This is a genomic window from Limnospira platensis NIES-39 (assembly GCF_026000695.1).
Classification (GTDB): Bacteria; Cyanobacteriota; Cyanobacteriia; order Cyanobacteriales; family Microcoleaceae; genus Limnospira; species Limnospira platensis.
In genome coordinates this window covers 239,776-261,570 of record NZ_AP026945.1, presented here as the reverse complement: position 1 = coordinate 261,570, position 21,795 = coordinate 239,776, and the positions used below count along the sequence as shown (strand labels likewise).

The following is a 21,795-nucleotide window of genomic DNA, read 5'->3' as shown; positions in this document are numbered from 1 at the left end:
GGTTGACATGGGCGGGCGGTTTCTGTTATAATATTGACATATTCTTAATAATAAGAAATTGCCAAAAATAAAAAAATTGCAACCATCCCATTATGATAAAAGTATAGCGCAAGTCAGCGCCAAAAGCAACCCCCCTCCCCAAAAAGCGAAAATTTTTAACATTTCTTAATTTTTTGTTACAAAACTTAACAATATAGTATGTATGATAGATAAAAGTGGAGCATTGAGTGTAATATCGGGCCAATGGGAGTAAGTGAATTGTTAGCAGCAGAATCGATAATAGCAGAATCGGTGAAGGGTGAGGGAGACTATGATATAGCGATTGTGGGTGGTGGTATTGTGGGGGCGACAGTAGCGTGTAGCCTAAAAAATTCCGGGCTAAGAATAGCACTAATTGAACCTCAACCAAAAGCGATCGCCGCGAGTCGTCGCCAAGCCTATGCTTTAACGTTACAAACGGGGCGAATTTTAGATCAGATCGGGGTATGGGGAGATATTCTACCAAAAATCACGACATTTTATCAAATTAGTCTGAGTGATAACGATCATCCAAATGTGATTAATTTTGAAACGACGGACTTAGGGACTGAGGCGTTAGGATATGTGGGGGAACATTCGGTTATCCTAACAGCAATGCAAAGGTTTCTGGAAGATTGCGCGGAGGTGCATTGGTGGTGTCCAGGGAGAGTCAAACAAGTAAGTTATTATAGCGATCGCGCGGAAATCGAGGTAGAAACTGGGGAAGAAGTTAAGACTATTAAAGCGCGGCTAGTTATGGCGGCTGATGGTGCAAAATCTCCCTTACGTGAAGCCTGTGGAATCAATACGAAAGGCTGGAAATATTGGCAGTCCTGTATAGCGTTTACGATTCAAACGGAAAAACATCATAATAATGTAGCGTTTGAAAAATTCTGGTCAAGCGGACCGATGGGAGTTTTACCGCTACCGGGGAATCGCTGTCAAGTGGTGTTAACTGCGCCCCATAGCCAAGCCCATGAGTGGCAAAAAATGGATAAAGGGGAGTTTTTGGAGTTGCTAGAATATCGGACGGGTGGAGTTTTGGGGCGGTTGGAATTATTGAGCGATCGCATAGTGTTTCCAGTGCAATTAATGCAAAGCGATCGCTATGTTAATCATAGATTAGCTTTAGTGGGAGATGCAGCCCATTGTTGTCACCCGGTGGGAGGTCAAGGGTTAAATATGGGGATTCGTGATGCTGGTGCGATCGCCGAAATTGTGAAAAAGGCTTATCAAGCGGGTGAAGATATTGGCGACCTAAAAACTCTGAACCGATATCAGAAATGGCGGCGGGGAGAAAACCTGCTAATTTTGGGGTTTACGGATTTTCTGGATCGGATGTTTTCGGGGAATTGGCGACCTCAAGTTATCTTGCGTCGTTGGGGACTGTGGGGCTTAAAAAAAATCCGACCTTTGCGTTATTTGTCTTTACGAATAATGACGGGATTATTTGGACGCGCGCCCCAAATTACTGAGTGTAAGTAATTAAGTCAATAGGGAGTTATCAATTATGGGGTGGGGGGTGATGCTGAGGGGTTGATGTTTTCCCAAGGGGGGAGTATCTTAAATGCGATCGCTATATATAAGTAATTTAGACCATGATCATCAATCGCCGCCATTTTTTCAAAACTTCTGCTTTTCTGGGGGGGTCTTTACTGCTAGATAAGCTGAGAAGTCCGGCTGCTGTGGCTGCTAATGAGTTAGTTACACACGCCCATCAAATTATTATGCAGTTAGACTGGAAATATAACGCCCAATTTGCTGGGGTGTTGCTGGCTGATTATTATAATCTCTATAAAAGCAGTGGTTTGGCGGTAGAAATTCTACCGGGAGAAACTGCGATGATTGTGACTAATCAAGTAGCTGAAAATCCGGCGATGATTGGTTGCGGTGAACAGGATATTATTATGAATGCCCAAATTGCGGGTAAACCTATAAAAGCTATAGCTACGATGTTCCAAAATTCCCCTTTGGGGTTAATGTCGATGCCAAATAGTCAGATTTATGACCTACAGGATTTAATTGGAAAACGGGTAGCGATGCAGGGGGAAAGTTACTCGATTATGCAAATGGTTATGGGTCATAATAACATTGGGTCCGATGAAATCGAAGTTATCCTAGTTTCAGGAGAGGAAAAACATGATCTGCTACTGAGGGGTGATGTGGATGCTGTGCAATGTTATATTGTAGATGAACCGATTGGATTTGCTGCTAAAACGGGAATTACACCTAATACCATGAAGTTTAGTGATTATGGTTATGATGCCTATGTTCAGGTGATTTTTGCCCATAATAAACTATTACAGTATCACCCGGAAATAGTGCATACATTTTTAGAGGTGACATTTGCGGGTTGGCGGCTGGCTTTGGATGATGTGGAAAAGGCGGCGGAAATTATTGTGAGTAATTATGCAGAAACCGGGGGAGAGTATGATGATTTAGATTATCAAATAGCGTCTCTGAAACAGGTGGCTAATTATGTAACTGCGGGGATTACAGATAATGACCTAGGAAAAATAGATGGCGATCGCTGGCAAAGTATGGCTACCAAATTCGAGAAGTATGGTATCATAAATGATGTGCCATTATTCTCTAATTCAGTAGATGATAGATTTATCAATTAATAATTAATAATTGTAGGGGCGGGTTCTGGTGTGACCTCGCCTCCCAACGACAATATTAATAAACCCGCCCTCCGGGTTCTGGTGTGACCGACTCTCCCAACGACAATATTAATAAACCCGCCCTCCGGGTTCTGGTGTGACCTCGCCTCCCAACGACAATATTAATAAACCCGCCCTCCGGGTTCTGGTGTGACCGACTCTCCCAACGACAATATTAATAAACCCGCCCTCCGGGTTCTGGTGTGACCTCGCCTCCCAACGACAATATTAATAAACCCGCCCTCCGGGTTCTGGTGTGACCGACTCTCCCAACGACAATATTAATAAACCCGCCCTCCGGGTTCTGGTGTGACCGACTCTCCCAACGACAATATTAATAAACCCGCCCTCCGGGTTCTGGTGTGACCTCGCCTCCCAACGACAATATTAATAAACCCGCCCTCCGGGTTCTGGTGTGACCTCGCCTCCCAACGACAATATTAATAAACCCGCCCTCCGGGTTCTGGTGTGACCTCGCCTCCCAACGACAATATTAATAAACCCGCCCTCCGGGTTCTGGTGTGACCGACTCTCCCAACGACAATATTAATAAACCCGCCCTCCGGGTTCTGGTGTGACCGACTCTCCCAACGACAATATTAATAAACCCGCCCTCCGGGTTCTGGTGTGACCGACTCTCCCAACGACAATATTAATAAACCCGCCCTCCGGGTTGGGCTATTAATAAACCCGCCCTATGTGACCAGGGAATTAATGGCTCAATAACTTGTAGGGGCAAAAAATGTTTCGCCCCTACTGTTGAGTGAGGGCGAAAAGGATAATTTACCCTCGTTTTTGGTGATGCTGGATAGCCTAAAAGCCGTTACGACCCCAGACAACCATGGAAATGGAGAAAGTAAAGACGACTAACAATCCAACCCAACCTAATGACAGAATATCCATAGTAGTATTTCACAAAACCAGATGAAAATTGACTTCAGAGGCTATCATATCCTGAAATTGATCCAGTCGCATCCATCTTCTAACTTTAGTCCGGCTGAACGCATACAGTCCCTAGTGGCGGGTATTTGGGCGGGTGTTTCTGTAGGGACGATCGCCCTAATGATAGAGTTGACCGTTAGTGGTATCCTAGGAGAGATGATCGCCCTAGATGTGCATTTAATCGTCAAGGGAGCGATCGCCATAATTAGTGGCTTTCTCTTCGGTGTTACTTATCGCTACACCGTCCGCCGGGATAATAACCCCCAACTGAAACTAGGGGTGGTGTTTGCTTTCGCTCTGGTCCGGGGGTTGGCTATATGGGATATAGCGCCCCAACCTTTGCCCCAAATGGCCATCTGGGTAGGAGAAAATTTAGTTATGTTCGCCGTGGCGGGAATTATCCTAGATGTAGCGATGGGACGGGGTTGGGTTAAATACTTTTCGTCGGAGGGGGAGTTATCGGACAACTGAATCAGAAGTCCTTAGAGGTTAAAGAACTATAAATCCTGATGTTGCTAACTGTGAACTCCATTGAAACCCTATCGGAAGATGTCGTTGACCTGATAGCCGCAGGAGAAGTTATAGACTCAGTGGCGGCGGTGGTGCGGGAATTGGTAGAAAATGCCATTGATGCGAAAGCGACGCGAATATCAGTTTCCCTATGGCCACAACAGTGGCGAATTCAGGTGGCAGATAATGGCGAGGGTATGGATTTAGTCAACCTGAAACGGGCTGCCATGGCTCATAGTACCAGTAAAATTGCGACAGCGAGGGATTTGTTAAAGATTAGCAGTTTAGGGTTTCGGGGAGAAGCTCTGCACAGCATCGCGCAACTGTCGGATTTGGAGATTCTCAGTCGCGGTGGTTTGTCCTCATCCCCAAGTTCAGGATGGCGGGTAGTTTATAACCATCAGGGAGAGGCGGAAATGGTGGAAACTGTGGCGATCGCACCTGGTACTGTGGTAAAGGTTAGTAATCTGTTTGCTAACTGGTCATCGCGCCGCACCGCCGGACCGACTGCGACCCAACAATTGCGGGCGGCGCAACTGATGTTACAACAGATAGCTCTGTGTCATCCCCAGGTGACATGGCAAATTCACCAAAACGATCGCCCCTGGCTACGGTTTGGGCCAGCAGTGACGACCCAACAGATGCTACCTGAATTTATTAGGGGTGTAAGGGTGGGGGATCTGCAATATTTGAAAATGGATGTAGACCCACCCCAACAGGTGGAAGAGTGCCATAAATTCTTGTCGAAATCATGGTTAGAGGTGGTGATAGGCTTGCCCGATCGCGCTTCACGTCGGCGCAAGGATTGGGTTAAGATAGGAGTTAATGGTCGTATGGTGCGATCGCCGGAATTGGAGCCTACCATATTATCGGCTTTTGCGCGTACCTGTGGGCGCGATCGCTATCCGGTTTGTTTTGTGCATCTGCATATCGACCCGGCCTTAATTGACTGGAATCGCCATCCTAGCAAAGCCGAGATTTATTTACATTATCTCAACCACTGGCAAGAGCAAATACACCTAGCCATTGATCAGACTCTCAAGCTGAACCCAGAAAGTCTCTCAGCGGGGGTTAATCCCATCGAGAAGCTGTTGCGCGTCTCGGAAGATACTGCCTCATACCGAACCCGCCCGACCCCCCTAGAATCAGCGGAAAACCCCCAGAGAGTTGATGTTCCGAAACTAAAAGCGATCGGTCAAATTCACAACACCTATATTGTGGCAGAACACCCAGAGGGTCTGTGGTTAGTAGAACAACACATTGCCCATGAAAGGGTAATTTACGAACAATTATGCAGGCGTTGGCAAGTGATACCCCTGTCAACTCCGATCATCGTCGCCAATTTGTCCGAGGCGCAACTAGAACAACTAACCCGCCTCAATTTGGAAGTTGACCCCTTTGGCGATGGACTCTGGGCTATCCGAAGCGCCCCAGAAATTCTCGCCCTGCGCCAAGACTGTCAAGAAGCGCTGATTGAACTCAGTTTGGGTGGAGATTTACAGGCCGCCCAAGTAGCCACGGCTTGCCGCAGTGCCATTCGCAACGGCACATCCCTAAGTTTAACGGAAATGCAGACCCTATTAGATCAATGGGTGAGTACCCGTTCCCCCCGGACTTGTCCCCACGGTCGCCCGATTTTCCTAAGTTTAGAGGAATCTTCCCTAGCCCGATTTTTCCGCCGCAGTTGGGTGATTGGCAAAAGCCATGGGATATGATACGGGGATAATTACCCTGAGTAATTATCGATGAAAACCTAGTGAATATATCAGCATGAATTTTGCGGAACCAAGACAGCAGTTTTATGAGGAGGTTAGCCAGGCAGAAAATCAAATAGATTTGGCTAAGGCTGCCCTATATATTGCCCGAGAACATCAACCCTATTTTAACCCTTTAGAATATCTGCAACAGTTAGATAGGATGGCGGCGGATGTGTTGGGGAAACTTGAAAAGCCAGCTTATCCAATGCGGATAATTAAGGCGATTAATCATTACCTTTATGATGAGTTAGGATTTCGGGGGAATCGGACTGAATACTATGACCCGAAAAATAGCTTTTTAAATCAGGTGATAGACCGTCGGACTGGTATTCCGATTACTATGTCCTTGGTGTATTTAGAGATAGCAAAACGCATTGAATTTCCGATGGTGGGAATTGGGATGCCGGGACATTTTCTGATTAAGCCAGAATTTGAAGATGCGGGGATTTATGTTGATGCGTTTGGATGGGGAGAAGTCCTATTTCCCCAGGACTGTGAGCTGAGATTGTCGGAAATTTATGGACAGCCTGTAACATTACGGCCTGAATTTCTCAATGCGATCGCACCACGGCAATTTTTAAGGCGGATGCTGCAAAATCTGAAGGCAATTTATATGAATGTTGGGGAATTTGAGGAGGCGCTGAAGGTAGTGGAGAGGATTGTGATCTTGTCTCCTGATGATATTAAAGAAAGGCGCGATCGCGGTCTGGTTTACTATCAACTGTATCGCTGGTCAGAGGCTCGCTGTGACTTAGAAGATTATCTTAACCACCTTCCAACTGCTCAGGATGCTGGTATAATTCAGCAGTTACTAGATAGAATGGACTTGGATACCTGAATCGTTTAATTAGTAAGGATTTGGGGAACCATTCAACCTGTCTAGTAAACCTATAAAACAGATAGGGTTATCAACCTGAACTTACAGCCGTGTGTCCCACGGTCAAAGGGTAGGCTGATTGATAAATTGACCTCTTCTGGGGGGAAGCCGATCCTCCTGACCGCCAAATCGGCTAAGTCGCTTTTTAGTAGTGACAATCACTAGGCGGATTGCAATCGCCACAATGTGTTAACTATAAACCCTTATCCTGACAGCGATAGCGGGTTATTACTCAACCCCTATATCCTATTGAGTTACTCAGATATTACTCACAATCTAGTCCTAGCACAGGAAAATAATTCTGTCAACAGGTTGATTACTCAGTCAACAAGCACAACTTAATCAATCTGTCAAATGCCTACTATCTCCCCCCAACCAAACACAGACAGGGTAACTCTCTCGTGATACCCGTCAATGGCAAGCCTATCGGTTCGTTCCTCACCATTGACTGCTATCACATCGTTCGTTTCCCCAATAGTGCTTGTTTCGGTTAGGGGGAGGGTATGGGTTCAATTTTGCAGGATATTGCCTAAAGCTACCAGTGCTAACCATAGAAAGGTATGAGTGCGATCGCAGTGGGATTTATCTATGGCTCAAAGTCAACATGATAGCTGTAGGTAGCCGTAGGGGGAACCCACTAGGTTATCAATGTACAACGATACTCCTATCAATGTACAAAGATATCAGACCGCCTACCTGGTTCCCTGTGGGAGTCAGATTATTGGTGAAATATTGAGGAGCCTACTCGCTACCAACAAAATGCGATCGCATAATCTAAACTATCTCCTACCGGAACCAACCCGATACCCCCAAACAACTTTTCACCTGGTAACTTGTTTCGTCATCTCTCGCTGATACCTACATAATCCTAGGGAATTGATTCCCCATCGAAACCGATACCTACATACCGCTAGACAAGTCTCCAATTTATAGGGGTACTGGGTTCCGCACAGGATGATTACCCCTAATAGACGGGTTAAGGTTTTGGCTTAGGGTGTTTATTGTGGGTAAATTAGAGGCAAGCATTCATATAAACTTCCAGCACTCCTGTTGCAGCACTCCTGTTAACAAAAAATATGCAAGCACCCCCTACAGTTAGAAACCATAGGGGGCCATTTAAGTTATTGGGTTAGGTGTTAGGTGTTAGGGTTTTCTCCAACCATCATCATCAATATCATCTCTGTTAATTGGAAGAGGGGGTGATTGCTTTTTATCTTCTAACGGTTTTTTACAAACTGTTGATGGCATAAAATCATTAACATATCTAATCAAATAATTTAGGCTATTTTGGATACCGTCTAACCTATTCTCAATAATTAGGTTTCCTGTATGCGTAATGAACATACTGATAATAATCGCGACAATAATTAATCCTAGTTCAACTATTATTAAGTTCATTTATATTAATTTCCAAAAATGAAGTGTAAACCATTTAATCCTTTCTAGTGGAGAAAATGAAGCGTAAAAATTGCTGTACGGCGGTGATTCAATTATTTGATATTCATTAAGCCATACAGTTTCTCTTTTAACTAACATAGCTTGATTAACATCATTGTAACCATAAAACTTAAGCCACCCTGCCATTTTCCAGTACACGGGTACACTGTCAGCGTCAAATAATATCCTAACAAATTTACTGCCAGAAATGTCAGGCAATTTTTTAGTACCGTGTAGCTATCATCTTCTATCCTGAAATTAAGTTCATAAACTTTAAACCAATTACTTTCAGATATATCAAGTGCATTAGGCATTATCTGTTAATTTATTGTTGAGTGTTTAGCATATTTTCCAATTTGTCGATTTTTTCTGATAATTCCTGAATTGCCGCAATCACTAATGGTATCAGTTTATCATACATGATTGTTAAGTAATCTATTTTTTTGTCGTCAACTTCAGGACTATCTGTATGGTCATTTTTAACCACTTCAACTGCGTTAGGGTATATATTTTGTACTTCTTGAGCAATTAAACCAAATTGTTCTGTACTTGGATTAAAGCCATGAAATGCTGCAAGTTCATTATACTTAAACCACGTGACTGTCAATGCGTTAATTTCGCTTAACCCTAGAGTTGGTTTTGATAAAAGTGTTTTGAATTTAAGATCAGAGCTACCTTTAACGTAGTCTCCATTATCGTTAATATAAGATACATTTGTGCCTCCTACTCTAAATCTAGTATGTACTCCAGATGATGAAAGAGTTGAGCTCTTTATAAAATATGTCTGCCCGTTATATAATTGTATTGAATATCTATTGTCAGGAGCACCTCGCCAAACATCGCTTTGATGAAAATTAATACCATGATATATAAATACTCTAGGATTATTATCTGCTTCTAATTGCATAGAATAATTCCCCTGATAAGAAAACGCCCAGCTATTTCCTCCAACTCTACTATTTAGTACTAAATTTGCCGAACCAGCAGTAGAGCCTATCCGGCGGATGTCAAACCCCCTCCAAACATTAAAATCAATAAGCATATTTCCATCAGGAAAACTTTCATTAGTTGCAAAAGTTACTGGATTATTTGTTATGTTAAATGTTTTAATTCCTGTTAAAGTTTGATTACCTGTAGTTCTAACTACAGTTGAATCTACATTAATTGTTCTATTAGCTGCTAAAGTTCCTCCTCCGGATCAACCATCACCTGCAGTTAATGTAATATTTGAATGTGTGTGCGTTGTGGGAGTCCTAGCGTTAGATAATCTACTATCATTACCTTGACAGGCTGTGTTTGCTGTAGTGCCATAAGCAACCGCCCATGTTGTGGCAGTACTCCCATTAAAATTATTTCCAGTTAATCCCGTACCATTTGTTAATGTATTAGGAGTATTGGCAGTTATTGTTATATTGGCACTACCATTAAACGAAGTCCCATTAATTGTTCTAGCAGTTTGAAGTGCTGTTGCTGTTCCGGCGTTTCCACTTATTGACCCGGTAATTAATGAATTAAATGTTTTAACTCCTGTCCATGTCTGATTCCCAGTTGTAATTATCCCTGAATTAGTTGCACTAGCTGTAGGTAAAGTAACATTAGTTCCTGTTGATGATGTAACTACAGGACCTGCTGTTGTTCCTGCTGTTACTCCTAAATTAGTTGCTACATTTACTTGTGCGCCTGCCGCAATCCCATCCAGCTTGGTTTTATCTGCCCCCGTCATTAGACCCGCAAGCGCAGTCGTGGCACCAGGTAATACAGCATTAGTACCATCAGAACTGTTAACGGTTAACGTATTGCTTGTAGTGCTTGTAGAGAGGTTGGTGGATACGTTTGGGGCGGTGTTTCTAAACTCAGTTCCTACTAAAGTTAAGCCAGTTCCCGCAGAATAGGTTGTATTAGGAGGTGTTACCCAAACACCATCGCCGCGTAAATAGTTAGATGTACTACCATTTGTATCAATGGCAGCAACATTACCTGAATCTGTTATTTGGGATAAGGTATGTGTATGGCTAGTTGGCGTTCTAGCATTTGATAATCTGACATCGTTACCTTCTGTAACAGTTCCGGTAGTTGTTCCAAAATTTTTGTTAAACGCTGTATTTTTGGTAAAAGTAGGCTCTTTACCGTCTAATGTACTTTGAAGTCCTGTAACATTAGCAATGGTATGTGTATGACTTGAAGGAGTAAACGTTGTCGGTTTGGACGTTATTTCAGTCCAGCTATGGGAATGAGTAGATGGGGGGAAAGTGCCAGGTTTATTAATAATATTATTCCAAATTAACTCAGTTAATTTGACTAAATTAGTATTGGAGTCAATAACTGCTTGTATCCGTTCATTAGTTAAATACAGATTAACTTCACCTTCTGGCAAGTCATCGGTTGATTGCCCAAACTTACTAGAGTAAATGTTGAAATTAGTCATAACTGCCTCTATATTGATTATTTAATTAAATGGCTAATAACTTAATACTAGCCATTCATTTGATGATTACATATTGATATATTCGATAATTGTAACGCTGATACTAGCGCTAGATTCTGCTATCGCCTGTAACTCAGTTCTACCCCACGTTATTGAGATGGTATCACCTGGCTTAACCGAAAATGCAGCGTCTGACACGCTATCACCTGTAGGGTCAAATATTAGATGTACATTGGTATTTGACCGATTCTTTACAAACACCGTTCTACCGTTACTGGTAGCATTGATAGGCACAACTTCCGTGATAGTGTTAGCAGTCAAACTTATCGCTGTAGTTGTCGGTGTTCCCTGTATTTTACTGCTAATGTTTAGAGTGTCTAAATTGACAATAGAACTGTAAACTGAGAAACTCATAATAAACCCCTAAATCAAAGTACAATTTACCAATTTATTGTTTGTTCTAATCCAACAATATTGGTTACGCTATCCTCAGTTATAGCATAGATAGAAGCTGTTGATTTTAGTTCATCATCCCACCCAGCGTTAGGAGGTAAATATAGGCATTGATAAGGTACACAGTTACTGATATCACCGTGACAAAACCATACCCCTACAGAACCTACGTTTTGTAAGTGCAACCTATACCGATTAATATTTGAGGGTCTAACTAATGTGGGGGTATTGCCTATTGTCACCCCAAAATTTTCGGGTTGTGTCAATGTAGGGGTTTGAGGAACTGTATCGAGTTGATATTCAGCCATGCCCAAAATATTAATAGAATCATTGTTATGTAACTGAGTTAAACACCTAGCTTTAACTATTGAGTTGCTATCAATTGCTAAACCTTCGTTTTGATTAGTGATTAATTCAATTAACAGGTTTTCGGTGTGAATGCCTCCATAATATGGCAATTTGACAATCCCTAAATTTAACCCGTTTTCTGTTGCCATATTCCCATAAAATATCTGTAAATCTACCGCTCCCTGCAACACTTCCTGTTTTTTTTCCACCGTTGGTAATAGCTATCTTCCGGGTAAATTGTGGGGATTTGTGATTGTGCAATACTGGGAGTGTAACATCTAGCGTTTAACGATGATATATAGCTGTAAATACCGATATCATATTTATATCTTTCTGTTATTAATGATTCTAAAATAGTCCCGTTAAATAACTCTATGGCGTTACTCCAGTTAGCAGCGTTGATATTAGCCGTGATATTTTTAATACCTCTCATGATTTTAACCACCTATTAATAAATTATTTGTTAGTATAATATTACTACTTTAATGTGATTATTTAAATGGTTAGAAACACAATTAACCCATGGGACCCAGGTCCTACTAGGGAGCCACCAAAGAGAGATGAACCAAAGGGAGGTAAAAAACCGCGTGGGTTTGGTAGGAGACCTGGTTTTGGGGGTGGCAGAAGCGGCGGCGGTGGTGCTGGTAACAGTTTTGGCGGTCCTAATAGCGGTGACGAGGTAGATGATGATAAAGGAAGGCAACCACCAAAACCGGGGAACGAAATGCCAGACCCTCGTGATTATCCTGTTAAAAATAATAATAAATGGCATTTAATGATTTTTGCTCAAATAGTAAATAGTAGACTTAGCAGTGGAACATCTAGTATTAATAGGCATTGGTGGAGAAGGCAAGAAGCAACAACGTCAAATTTTAGACTTAATAAGATTGGATTAGATGTCTTTATAGAGTGGGAAGAATCATGGCATGATTCAGAGTACAATTACGAAGAGCCGATAATTGTACATAATGATTATATTAAACATCGTAAGTTATACCCGTTAAAACCTTACTATATGAATTCAGGTTGTGAAAGAGTTTCATTATATGGAAGTGGCTTTAATAGTTTTTATAACTCTGAATATAACGCTTCATGTCGTGATCCAAATAGGCTTATGATTAGTCCATTATTTGGGTCTATCTTTTACCGTTTAACTCCAGCCACAACCTGGACAGACGTAACAACTGTTTGGACTAAAGACCCGGAAGCAATGTTAGAATATATACATTTATGGGAAGTTCCATATATTGATAGAGGTCATCAATCATACTACGAATATGAGTCTGACGTATTGTGGGACGCCTATCGAGGTAGGTCGTATGAAAATACACGCTGGTATCCAGTATTTCCTACGAGTACTAGATTAAACTATACTTCTTTAGACGGTCCACGAATTTGGGAGAACACCCGTAATTATAGCTATAAACTATGGATTCTGTCTGAAGATAAAGATTATTTGCCGCCAGAAAACAACGTTCGTCAAATCACAATACCAGACAGACATGAATGAAGAATGCTGTGGAATGATTAGAAGGATTTACGAGTTCCTAGACCCTGAATCCTTTCCGGCTGAAATGCCTACAAAAATAACAGTAGATGCCGATAATCCTGATAATGGAATTAAAGAAATTAAAACATTGCCAGAGTGGTTAATGTACAGATTTGACATCGATGATGAGAGGTGGGGGGAATTTGAGGTAAAGGTAGAAATTAATGATATCAATCTTCTATCAGAAGAACAAGAAGAAGTAACAATAAAATTGCCTAATATTGCAGAATCTATAGCTGAAATTTTCGGGCTGGTTATGGAAATTGCCATCTCTCATCAGGTTACACAAAACGCTGTGTTAACCTGCTTACATGAAGCAGGTTTGGCTCACGCAGCAGCCTTTAAAGCTGGTAGGGAAGTCTCGGAAATATTAGACTATTTAGGCTTTGAAACTGAGGAAAAATACGAGAAACTAAAAACAGCTTTCACTCCAGAGGCTGATAATTTTGAGGAACTACTAGAACCTAACGAAAGTAAAGTTAAAATCACTAATCAAAAGAACGCGAAAGAAACACTAGAGACAGCCTTAAATCAAATAAAGGAAATATTCTCAATAGTTAGAGCGCAAGGTACTTTACAAGTTAATGGTAATGACCCATCAAAAGACATATTAGCCGATTTAACGCGGTTATATGATTCAATGAAAAAACAGGATGAGATTAGAGAACAGGAAACCAATAAAGTCAAAGAATTGCTCAAAAAAGACTTTCCTGATATCAAGATAGAAACCGAGTTAATAGACGGCGATAATCCACTAAGGGAGACTCTGTAATGGTAGCCAGAAGTGCAAGAATGCTAAGAACAACCCGTGGCTTATCCAGTCGTCAAACTAGGTCAGCAATTGGACGGAATGGAGTTAGACAGGTTAATTTTTCTCGACGAACATCAACCGAGGAAATGGGATGGTTTGGGAAGCTGTGGACAAAAGTCACAGGAAAAGTAGTTCAGTGGGGTAAATCATTTGCGGGTTGGTTATGGGAGGGACTTACTAAGTTCTTTTCTAGCTTTAGCTTTGAAAAAGTAGCGACATTTATTACCTCTAATTGGGACAGCTTTTGGAATTTCAACTGGAATATATCAGATGAACAGATAGACAAAAATATGATGAATATTGCTAATCAATTTATTAGTACTACCGCCGGTTTTTTGGGTAATATGGCAGGTAAATTAGTTTGTGGAGTATTGCCTACCATTGGTATTGCATTTATCAACAAAGCTGCTGCTATGCACATTGCCTTAAGCAAGGGACCTGAAATGCTTAGGGAAGTATCATCAGCTTTTGGTTCATACGTTAGGCAATCATTTAATATGGCTATGAAAGCTATAGCATGGCAACTGTTTAAACATGGTAGACGGGTTGTTAAAATGTTTTTAGCCGCAAGCCCTTCAGCGCTTGCGAAACGTATCGTTTCGATGGTTCCCGGTGGTAAAGACAGGATGAAAAAGTGGGGTGACGAAAAAGGTGAAGAATGGAGTTTTGGGAAACAGAGAAGGGACGCTAGAGAAAAATTACCAGAAGAATATGACGGCAAGTTAAGCACTATATGGAACCAAGATAGTTCAGAGGAATTTTGGGATGAATTCTCAGATAATTGTAAAGAAGCGATTATTTTAGTCGCTCAAGGCTTAGATGAATATATCGCGTTACAACGCATTGAGGAAAATAGACAGCAACAGTTAGTTAGCGCGGTTATAGAAAACGGCAGCGAACGTTTTAGATTAGTATCAAGTTTGCGTAATTTACAGGAAAATGTAACCAACGCATTAGCTCAAACTGAGATATTAGGAAATAGAGATATTGGTCAATTTGTAGGGTCGGGTGATATCTCTGAAGTTCCGAATAGCAGTAATTTAAAAATTCAGTTAACCTTCATTTTGTACAATTACGAAAAACCTCCATATTGGACTAAGGAAAGACGGTCAAAACTACAAAAAACTCAAATAGAACTCCCATCAGTAGAAAGACACGAAATAACCTGGGATAAATTACAAAGGATATTTACTCAACCTAGTAAATCGGCATTTACCAAAGGCAATATCAAAGTAACCTGTAATATGCGAAATGGTAGGAAATTTTCATTTTTTGTGAATGAAAGCTCTAAATCTGACGCTGAAAGAATTTGTAAGGATTTAGTACAATTAACAAGTTCCTCAATTGTTTATCCTTTGATATTTGAGGAACGTAAAGGTTTTGGCGGTAGGGAAAATGCGAAAAGAATCAAAGAGAGCAAAATGTATATCAGTGAAGTGAAAATACTTAACTGGGAATTAATTGATAAATTTGAACAAGCCAAAATCGATATGGGAGAGAATAGTGTTTTGGCAACGTACAAAGACCCTAGGAAGTCTAAAGTAAAAATTCCTTTACATTTTGAGAAGAAACCTAAGTGGGTAGATGACGCAATCAGAACAGCTACTAGAACGTCGTTAGAAATGAAAACTGGGAGTCAGCCACCAACTACAGCTTAATGTAGTTTTCATTGAATAGAAGCTACATATATGTAGCATCTGATATATCAAATAGTTAACAGACAAATTCAGTTAATGATGCTAGGCTCTATGTATTAACTGATTAAAGGTGATGATTATGGCTAGTCCAGTAACTCTTAATGGTGCCACTCTCGAACACCAATTGCTAGAAGTTATCGAGCAAGTTCAACGTGCACAGATAAACGCAACTAGAAACCCTAATGGTGTAACGGTAGTTACAGCTTATACCCGCAACATGGCAACTGGAGCTGTGACAGTATCCCTAACAATCCCTACTGATGATGTTTGGGATGCTACTGATGGCTCTATCGATGTACAAGCCATCGCTGTTTTTGTTGACTAGGGTTCATTAACTAGGTAGACATTAACACTATTGTTGTCTACCTATCTAAAGTTTTGTTTGATAATTAATGAGGTTAAATTATGCCATTAAATGATGCTTACAATAAATATAAAGACAATTTTGTTGCTAAACTAGGGCAACCAAAGGGAACCTGTCTTGGGAGGTCTCTAAACGTTGAGGCTCCAGTAGACAAGACATCAAAGTATGTTATCCCAATGCCTATGTTGCTGCTTCATACGTTATCCTCTAACAGTCAAGGCTTAGAACCAGCAGAGGTTAGAGAGTTAGATATTTGGAAACCCGCCCCTAGAGGTAATACTGGAACGTCTAACCCTAACAGAAGAAAAGTACCTTCTGGCTTGAGTTATAACGTTGGTAAAAAGACAGGATTTTACCGTGTCTTTGTGGAAGGTCCTGCTCGTCCAACAAATCCAGGAATTTGGCGCGAATATACAACATCAGGATTTAACGCGGGTACTAAAAGGTTGCGGTTTATTACTTTAAAAGTTCCTAACATTTTCTCGATTAACTGCTTGCTATATGTTTTTGCGCATTATTGGACTATAAAACCAATATCACTCAGGACGAATCATAAATGGTATCAAATACCTGATAAAGATGATTATCCATTAGACGGTTTAGGAGAACTAACCACAGGTAGAACTGAAGCAGCTAATCAAAAGAAAGGGGAACAACCCGGGGACACAACCAAATCAGGAACCAACGTTTAAAGTTAGTAATCGACTACTTGTTACTAAGTATATACCCGTTAACTCACAAAATAGGATTAACGGGTTTTTTGTATTTGTTATTATTTGTAAATTCTATATATAGTTAATGTAATACTTGATATTTTTATAAATAAGTGTAAATTGTATAATTTATGTTTATTTTTAATAAACTAATCAAATAAGATGATTTTAATTAAATACAGTGAATTCAAAAGAGCAAGGTAACTATACAGTTACAGAATGAATTGAAGGTAGCGTAACTGTAGAAAATGTAACTAATGTCAATACTAATAAAGTATTGACTCCTACAGAATACATTGAGACGTTGAGTCGGTTTAATCAGTTTACTAAGTTTCTGGAGTTGGTTAATACTTACCTTCCTTACCCCAAAACTTCATTAATTCAATCATTGACCAACAAACTCCAAACGTCGGAGATTATCAACTCAAATACCTTTTATCTGACATATTCAGAGATTGCCACACTTAAACGAGTCACCAACGCAATCCTGACGCTATTAAAAGCAGGTGGAGTAAAGCTACCTCGTAAGGTTACGGGAGCCATACAGGATGATATTAATGCACTAGAAGACCATCTATTGGGCTCTGAGAGTGATTTAGAGGATGAAGATAATGAAGTCAACCCATTTTCTAGTTGGTTAGATTAAGGCTAGTCCAAAATAAAACCACCCATATATTATCTGTTTTCAGGACTGTATTTTCAGTCCTGAAAATGAATAATACCCAGGTGGCAGTCAACAAACATCAGGAAATTATAGCATGATACCACGTCATTGGTCCGAGGTTAGGCTTAACCTACGAAACATCACGTTAACCCCCTTGATGTATATCGGTCATTCCCTATATATCAAAGTTCCAATTTTCAGTGGAAAGTCAGGAATAACGTGGCCATCAACTTTAGTTAAGTTTGATAAGGATTTTATTGCTTATTTTATAGGCGAAATTCTTAAAAAATTAATCCCATTACATCCTGACAAACTTGAGGAAATTTGTACAGAAGCCCTAGAGTTCTACAGAGAAGAATGGAATATATATCAAGCCGAAAACGGCGGGGATAGAGAACCTGATAATCCTAATACATCTTTCGGAGTGTACCCAAAAGATGAAAAATAAATACAATGCTAGAGGACAAAAAATAGACGGCTATTATTTTCCAAGTGCATTTGAATGTAGGGTTTATCACCTTCTACGAAAACATGATAATCAATTAATTGTTCACCCTAAAATGACATTAATTGAACATGCAAAACCTTGGAAAAATATCACCTGGATTCCAGATTTTTATAGTCCGTTCTTTAATCGTTACATCGAAGTTAAGGGAGTATTAACTGATTCATTTAAGCTAAAAATGCAGTTATTGCAGTACCTTAATCCTGGTTTAGTCAATCAGTGTTGGTTTGTTATAAGGGGGACATCCTACCGATGGCAAGGCATCTCATTTATCAATATCGACGAGTTTCAGGAAATTTTAAACAACTTAGAAATTCCAAGGGTAAACAATGAATAAACTACACTACAGAGGGATTTTTGATATCACGGGAGAGCTGTTAAGTGCTACCTATAACCCACATTTATTTGAGTATGAAATCACTCAAATAGCTTATAGGATATTAACTCCTATTGAGGACCATCAAACTTCACAAATCAAGGATTTAGCCTACTCCTATATGGGTTCGTATTTTCCCCGTGGAGGTTACAGGGAAACCTGTACAGTTAAATTAAATGATGAGGGAAAATTACGGGTTTCAATTGTTGGGAATTCTCAGTTTTGGGATGTCTGTAAAAAAATCTCAAAAACAATCAATCAATCATCAAAGGATAGTTAATCATGAGTATCGGATATTACGGCAAAAAACAGGACGATAAATTTAGTTATTGCAGTGCAGTTAAGCCCGGTGAAACAGGAACTTTTCTGGTCATTGAATATACACAACTACGGATAAAGCCACCTCATTTATGGGTGTTTGGGAAAGGTGTATCAGGGGATTTTTCTAACTTCAATGATAGGGATTGGAGTTATTCCCAAGGTGATAAAGAACTAATGGCTGTACGGTTTTGTATTGAAAAATACGAGACTGAATATAACGGCAAAAAACGGGAATATAACCCTACGATGCCAGAGTTGGCGTTACTGAAGCTAATCCAAAGCGATACAGGATTAACTGACGGGTCTATGATGTTCACTGCCACTATTAACTTAGGGCAATCAGCGGTAAGGCCAGCCAACAAAATACTAGAGAGCGATAGCATTGCTGACCTGGAAATAGAATGTACCAACATATTCTATATCGAAAATATCGCCCCTTTTGATGGCAATATAGCGGGCTACTCTGTCGCCGATATTGACGCTTTCATTGAATCCAAAACTAAAAATAAAGCAGGATTTAATGGAAAGGCAAAATACAAAACCTTCGAGGAAAGGTTAACAGAAGGGGCTAAGGTTTTGGATTGTGACCCTAGCTTTGAGAGCCTTTATAACAAGGTTAAAAAACTTGATTCTGATGTCTTGATAGCTTTAATTGAGTTACTGCGATTAATGTAGTCACAAATAATCCCCCCTAAATATTTAGGGGGGATAACCACCATACCATGTCAGCAATACAAGAGCGATAGGAGTGTACCATGTCCGACGACTATATCGATTATAGGCTAATCAGAAGCCAAATGTCATCTGAACTAGAAGAAATAATCACAGAAGGCAACCTGGGTGAGCAATTAGAGTCTGTTTTACGGGCTGTCTGTGTTCTGCCATATCCTGATATCCAATTCCCTATTGTAACCTCGTTTATAGCGTCTCCAGTAACCCTTATGAGTACAGCTGGCATCCTGTTCCTTTGGGGGTCTAGCGGTACTGGAAAGTCACAGATAGCTACCGTAGCATCTGAACTATACAAGACAACCTCGGTGCTTGCTAATAGCACTTTCGCTTCACTGAGAAACAAGATACAACATGAACGATTTTATGACCCCCTTCAATGTGAATTTGAGAAAAATTTTATATTGGTATGGGAAGATATCACCCCTAGCTTATTAATTGAAAATGAGAATATGTTATCGCTTTTCAAGGTGTTAAACCGCAAAAATAGCCGAATAACCATCAGTAGTCAGACACCGGGAACTAACATGGTATTTGATGCTTTCGCTTTAAAGGTGATTAATTCAATACATTCATTGTGGACATTTTGGGAGTTAAACGAACTCAAAAGACGGATGTTTCCTATATGGTTTAAAAAGAGACTATGACATCAGAGGAATATAGGGGCAATGGTTACGAGTTAAGTGATTTAAACGATGTAGAGGATATTACGCTTGATAAATTATCATCTCAATTAGAAATTTTCTGGAGAGATATCGATAACTGCAATCAATACAGCAAGGTCAAAAAACAACTACAGAAACACAAAAAAGATATCATTAACGCTAGGTTATCAAGTGAAATTATTGTCACCCATTCATTGATTTATCAATTATCTATCAATGAATCAATTAAACGCTTCAATGATTACTGGGATTTTGTTAATGAAAAAATCTTGACTATATCATCAGGTACTGAACAATTTTTAGACAGTTTTATCACTCAAGGTATTGAGGCAAAAATGAAACAAAATAACCAGGCAATTAACGCGGGATGTCCTGAGTTAACCGAGGTTGTAACTGATATCGACCCGAAAGCGTTAAAAGAAGCCATTGAGAGAGCTAAAACAGATGGATATCTTGATAGTCGCGTTAATGTTTCAGAGTTGACTAATCTAATGAAAAATAGAGGATATAATATGATTAATCAGAACGGCAAAAATGTTTGGAAACACATCATATAGGAGACCAAAAAAATGACTCAAACCAACACAAATGCCATTATACAGGCACGGTTTAAAACATTTAAACAAATGGTAGATACTACAGTCTACAACGCTAATAAAGAAGACGCTAAGGAAACGTTAATTTCAATACTAGATGATTGCGAGGTTGAGTTATCCTTAGCAGAAGCGAAAAAACAATTATCGCTCAAACAGCTTAATTATATTAAGCATTTACTAACCAAAATCGAATAATTTAAACCCGTCCGAAATGACGTTAAACTATCACAACTTAACCACTATCAAAGGATAAAACCATGTCAATCAAATTAAGCACGCCCGGATTAAACATAGTAGAATATAGCTACATGAGTAATCGATTAAATCCTAACGCGGTAGGATTACTTGACTTAGTAGAACTTGCTATCACATCTGAACAATTCGACGAAATTGTCGAATTTATTCAAATCCACAGGCATTTTTTAAACGCGGAAATCGAGTTACTCAAAGGCATTGAAGCCTTGCTTAATGCAAAAATTACAGAACACAACAATAATCAAAATCACCCCGATAATGATTATCACAAGTTCAATTAATCAATAGGAAATAAAGCCATGAATGAGTTTGAACAAGAAAAAATGATGGTTATTGCAGAAATGGCTAGGGAGATTTACATTCAAATGATGTCACGAGATATCTCCTATTCCAATCAGGATACTAGGGTGACATTAGCCGAAATAGCTCATAACGCCGCTGTTGATTTTATGATGGTACACGAGAAATGGGTAAAATCTCAGTATCCAATTATCTCTCAACCTCAACCAGGCATTATTGCCTCTGATTTCAACATTAACGGCTATAACAGCGATATCCTACTGGGAGGTGATTTTCATGCCTAAGCTACTCCCGGTAGTCACACTAACAGGGTCTTACAAAGGGTTTCTGGTAGGTCATGGTAATATCTGTATCGAAGTAGGTTCTTTAGAATGGTTTAAATACCTAGAAACCCATAAATCCTTTTCAGTGGAGGTTAATGGTAAACGATTTACGTTGTGCAAAAAAGTCTCAATTAATGGTTTCACCTACTGGAACCTCAAAGGGTGGGATGGTAGCGTCAATCATCACATCTACGTTGGAAAATCTGACCAAGTTACTTTGGACAAGTTAATAGACGTAGCTAACGCTATGATTACTAAGTGCAGAACGACCTAAACCCTAAACCCTAACAGCTAACTCAATAACTTAAATGGCCCCCTATGGTTTCTGACTGTAGGGGGTGCTTGCATATTTTTTGTCAACAGACCGTTGCAACAGACCGTTGCAACAGACCGTTAAAAATTTATATGAATGCTTGCCTCTAATTTACCCACAATAAACACCCTAAGCCAAAACCTTAACCCGTCTATTAGGGGTAATCATTCCCGGCGGAACCCAG

Annotated in this window: 27 protein-coding genes and 1 pseudogene; 21 read left to right on the top strand and 7 right to left on the bottom strand. The window is 40.1% G+C overall.

The features are described from left to right. Positions 1-243 precede the first annotated feature (243 nt). Positions 244-1,503, top strand: coding sequence for an FAD-dependent hydroxylase (locus tag N39L_RS01300; RefSeq protein ID WP_006617878.1), 1,260 nt, complete (start codon positions 244-246; stop codon positions 1,501-1,503). Between the two features lie 113 nt (positions 1,504-1,616). Continuing rightward, on the top strand, positions 1,617-2,642 hold the full coding sequence (locus tag N39L_RS01295; RefSeq protein ID WP_006617879.1) for an ABC transporter substrate-binding protein: 1,026 nt from the start codon (positions 1,617-1,619) through the stop codon (positions 2,640-2,642). An 852-nt stretch (positions 2,643-3,494) separates the two neighbouring features. Here N39L_RS01295 and petN read toward each other — a convergent pair. After that, positions 3,495-3,584, bottom strand: a complete 90-nt coding sequence (gene petN / locus N39L_RS01290) for a cytochrome b6-f complex subunit PetN (RefSeq protein ID WP_006615846.1) — start codon at positions 3,582-3,584, stop codon at positions 3,495-3,497. A 21-nt stretch (positions 3,585-3,605) separates the two neighbouring features. Between petN and N39L_RS01285 the strand changes: the two genes are divergently transcribed. The 4 genes from N39L_RS01285 (at position 3,606) to N39L_RS01270 (ending at position 7,622) form a co-directional block, all read left to right on the top strand. Next, positions 3,606-4,094 carry a hypothetical protein gene (locus tag N39L_RS01285; protein ID WP_006615847.1) on the top strand — a complete coding sequence of 163 codons (489 nt, stop codon included), beginning with the start codon at positions 3,606-3,608 and terminating at the stop codon, positions 4,092-4,094. Positions 4,095-4,132: 38 nt separating this feature from the next. Then, on the top strand, positions 4,133-5,848 hold the full coding sequence (gene mutL, locus N39L_RS01280; protein WP_014274059.1) for a DNA mismatch repair endonuclease MutL: 1,716 nt from the start codon (positions 4,133-4,135) through the stop codon (positions 5,846-5,848). 55 nt (positions 5,849-5,903) lie between these two features. Beyond that, positions 5,904-6,728 carry a SirB1 family protein gene (locus N39L_RS01275; RefSeq protein WP_006616175.1) on the top strand — a complete coding sequence of 275 codons (825 nt, stop codon included), beginning with the start codon at positions 5,904-5,906 and terminating at the stop codon, positions 6,726-6,728. Positions 6,729-7,415: 687 nt separating this feature from the next. After that, complete coding sequence (locus N39L_RS01270; protein ID WP_014274058.1) at positions 7,416-7,622, top strand: hypothetical protein; 207 nt, start codon at positions 7,416-7,418, stop codon at positions 7,620-7,622. A gap of 288 nt (positions 7,623-7,910) precedes the next feature. Here N39L_RS01270 and N39L_RS01265 read toward each other — a convergent pair whose 3' ends face one another. From N39L_RS01265 to N39L_RS01240, 6 genes are all read right to left on the bottom strand, one after another. Then, on the bottom strand, positions 7,911-8,165 hold the full coding sequence (locus N39L_RS01265; protein WP_014274057.1) for a hypothetical protein: 255 nt from the start codon (positions 8,163-8,165) through the stop codon (positions 7,911-7,913). A 364-nt stretch (positions 8,166-8,529) separates the two neighbouring features. Next, entirely contained in the window at positions 8,530-9,246 is a 717-nt protein-coding gene (locus N39L_RS01260; RefSeq protein ID WP_014274055.1) for a tail fiber domain-containing protein, read from the bottom strand. A gap of 156 nt (positions 9,247-9,402) precedes the next feature. Next, the gene (locus N39L_RS01255; RefSeq protein WP_014274054.1) at positions 9,403-10,629 is read right to left on the bottom strand and encodes a hypothetical protein; all 1,227 of its coding nucleotides are present in this window, start codon (positions 10,627-10,629) and stop codon (positions 9,403-9,405) included. A gap of 66 nt (positions 10,630-10,695) precedes the next feature. Continuing rightward, positions 10,696-11,043 (bottom strand): hypothetical protein, encoded by a 348-nt coding sequence (locus tag N39L_RS01250; protein ID WP_014274053.1) that lies wholly within the window; start codon positions 11,041-11,043, stop codon positions 10,696-10,698. Between the two features lie 26 nt (positions 11,044-11,069). Then, positions 11,070-11,639 (bottom strand): hypothetical protein, encoded by a 570-nt coding sequence (locus N39L_RS01245; protein WP_231851993.1) that lies wholly within the window; start codon positions 11,637-11,639, stop codon positions 11,070-11,072. Beyond that, positions 11,603-11,863, bottom strand: a complete 261-nt coding sequence (locus N39L_RS01240) for a hypothetical protein (protein WP_014274051.1) — start codon at positions 11,861-11,863, stop codon at positions 11,603-11,605. The genes N39L_RS01245 and N39L_RS01240 overlap by 37 nt, the downstream gene beginning before the upstream one ends. A 66-nt stretch (positions 11,864-11,929) precedes the next feature. Here N39L_RS01240 and N39L_RS01235 point away from each other — a divergent pair. From N39L_RS01235 to N39L_RS01165, 15 genes and pseudogenes are all read left to right on the top strand, one after another. Then, positions 11,930-13,751: pseudogene (locus N39L_RS01235) on the top strand (hypothetical protein). Beyond that, on the top strand, positions 13,751-15,448 hold the full coding sequence (locus tag N39L_RS01230) for a hypothetical protein (RefSeq protein ID WP_193353185.1): 1,698 nt from the start codon (positions 13,751-13,753) through the stop codon (positions 15,446-15,448). The pseudogene N39L_RS01235 and the gene N39L_RS01230 overlap by 1 nt, the downstream one beginning before the upstream one ends. A gap of 118 nt (positions 15,449-15,566) precedes the next feature. After that, positions 15,567-15,812 carry a hypothetical protein gene (locus tag N39L_RS01225; RefSeq protein ID WP_035735928.1) on the top strand — a complete coding sequence of 82 codons (246 nt, stop codon included), beginning with the start codon at positions 15,567-15,569 and terminating at the stop codon, positions 15,810-15,812. Positions 15,813-15,892: 80 nt separating this feature from the next. Further along, positions 15,893-16,543, top strand: a complete 651-nt coding sequence (locus tag N39L_RS01220; RefSeq protein ID WP_014274046.1) for a hypothetical protein — start codon at positions 15,893-15,895, stop codon at positions 16,541-16,543. Between the two features lie 298 nt (positions 16,544-16,841). After that, a complete protein-coding gene (locus tag N39L_RS01215) occupies positions 16,842-17,210 on the top strand; it encodes a hypothetical protein (RefSeq protein ID WP_014274045.1) in 369 nt (122 codons plus the stop codon). 112 nt (positions 17,211-17,322) lie between these two features. Next, positions 17,323-17,676 carry a hypothetical protein gene (locus N39L_RS01210; protein WP_014274044.1) on the top strand — a complete coding sequence of 118 codons (354 nt, stop codon included), beginning with the start codon at positions 17,323-17,325 and terminating at the stop codon, positions 17,674-17,676. Next, the gene (locus N39L_RS01205; protein ID WP_014274043.1) at positions 17,666-18,070 is read left to right on the top strand and encodes a DUF1064 domain-containing protein; all 405 of its coding nucleotides are present in this window, start codon (positions 17,666-17,668) and stop codon (positions 18,068-18,070) included. Before N39L_RS01210 ends, N39L_RS01205 begins: the two co-directional genes overlap by 11 nt. Then, positions 18,063-18,389, top strand: coding sequence for a hypothetical protein (locus tag N39L_RS01200; protein ID WP_014274042.1), 327 nt, complete (start codon positions 18,063-18,065; stop codon positions 18,387-18,389). Before N39L_RS01205 ends, N39L_RS01200 begins: the two co-directional genes overlap by 8 nt. Positions 18,390-18,391: 2 nt before the next feature. After that, a complete protein-coding gene (locus tag N39L_RS01195) occupies positions 18,392-19,105 on the top strand; it encodes a hypothetical protein (protein ID WP_014274041.1) in 714 nt (237 codons plus the stop codon). An 80-nt stretch (positions 19,106-19,185) separates the two neighbouring features. Beyond that, entirely contained in the window at positions 19,186-19,806 is a 621-nt protein-coding gene (locus N39L_RS01190; protein ID WP_014274040.1) for a hypothetical protein, read from the top strand. Further along, positions 19,803-20,381 (top strand): hypothetical protein, encoded by a 579-nt coding sequence (locus tag N39L_RS01185; protein ID WP_014274039.1) that lies wholly within the window; start codon positions 19,803-19,805, stop codon positions 20,379-20,381. Before N39L_RS01190 ends, N39L_RS01185 begins: the two co-directional genes overlap by 4 nt. A gap of 12 nt (positions 20,382-20,393) precedes the next feature. Further along, positions 20,394-20,615 carry a hypothetical protein gene (locus N39L_RS01180; protein ID WP_014274038.1) on the top strand — a complete coding sequence of 74 codons (222 nt, stop codon included), beginning with the start codon at positions 20,394-20,396 and terminating at the stop codon, positions 20,613-20,615. A 62-nt stretch (positions 20,616-20,677) separates the two neighbouring features. Continuing rightward, the gene (locus tag N39L_RS01175; RefSeq protein WP_231852065.1) at positions 20,678-20,956 is read left to right on the top strand and encodes a hypothetical protein; all 279 of its coding nucleotides are present in this window, start codon (positions 20,678-20,680) and stop codon (positions 20,954-20,956) included. An 18-nt stretch (positions 20,957-20,974) separates the two neighbouring features. Beyond that, complete coding sequence (locus N39L_RS01170) at positions 20,975-21,259, top strand: hypothetical protein (RefSeq protein WP_014274036.1); 285 nt, start codon at positions 20,975-20,977, stop codon at positions 21,257-21,259. Further along, positions 21,252-21,572: a hypothetical protein gene (locus tag N39L_RS01165; protein ID WP_014274035.1), complete on the top strand. Its 321-nt coding sequence runs from the start codon at positions 21,252-21,254 to the stop codon at positions 21,570-21,572. Before N39L_RS01170 ends, N39L_RS01165 begins: the two co-directional genes overlap by 8 nt. Positions 21,573-21,795 lie beyond the last annotated feature (223 nt).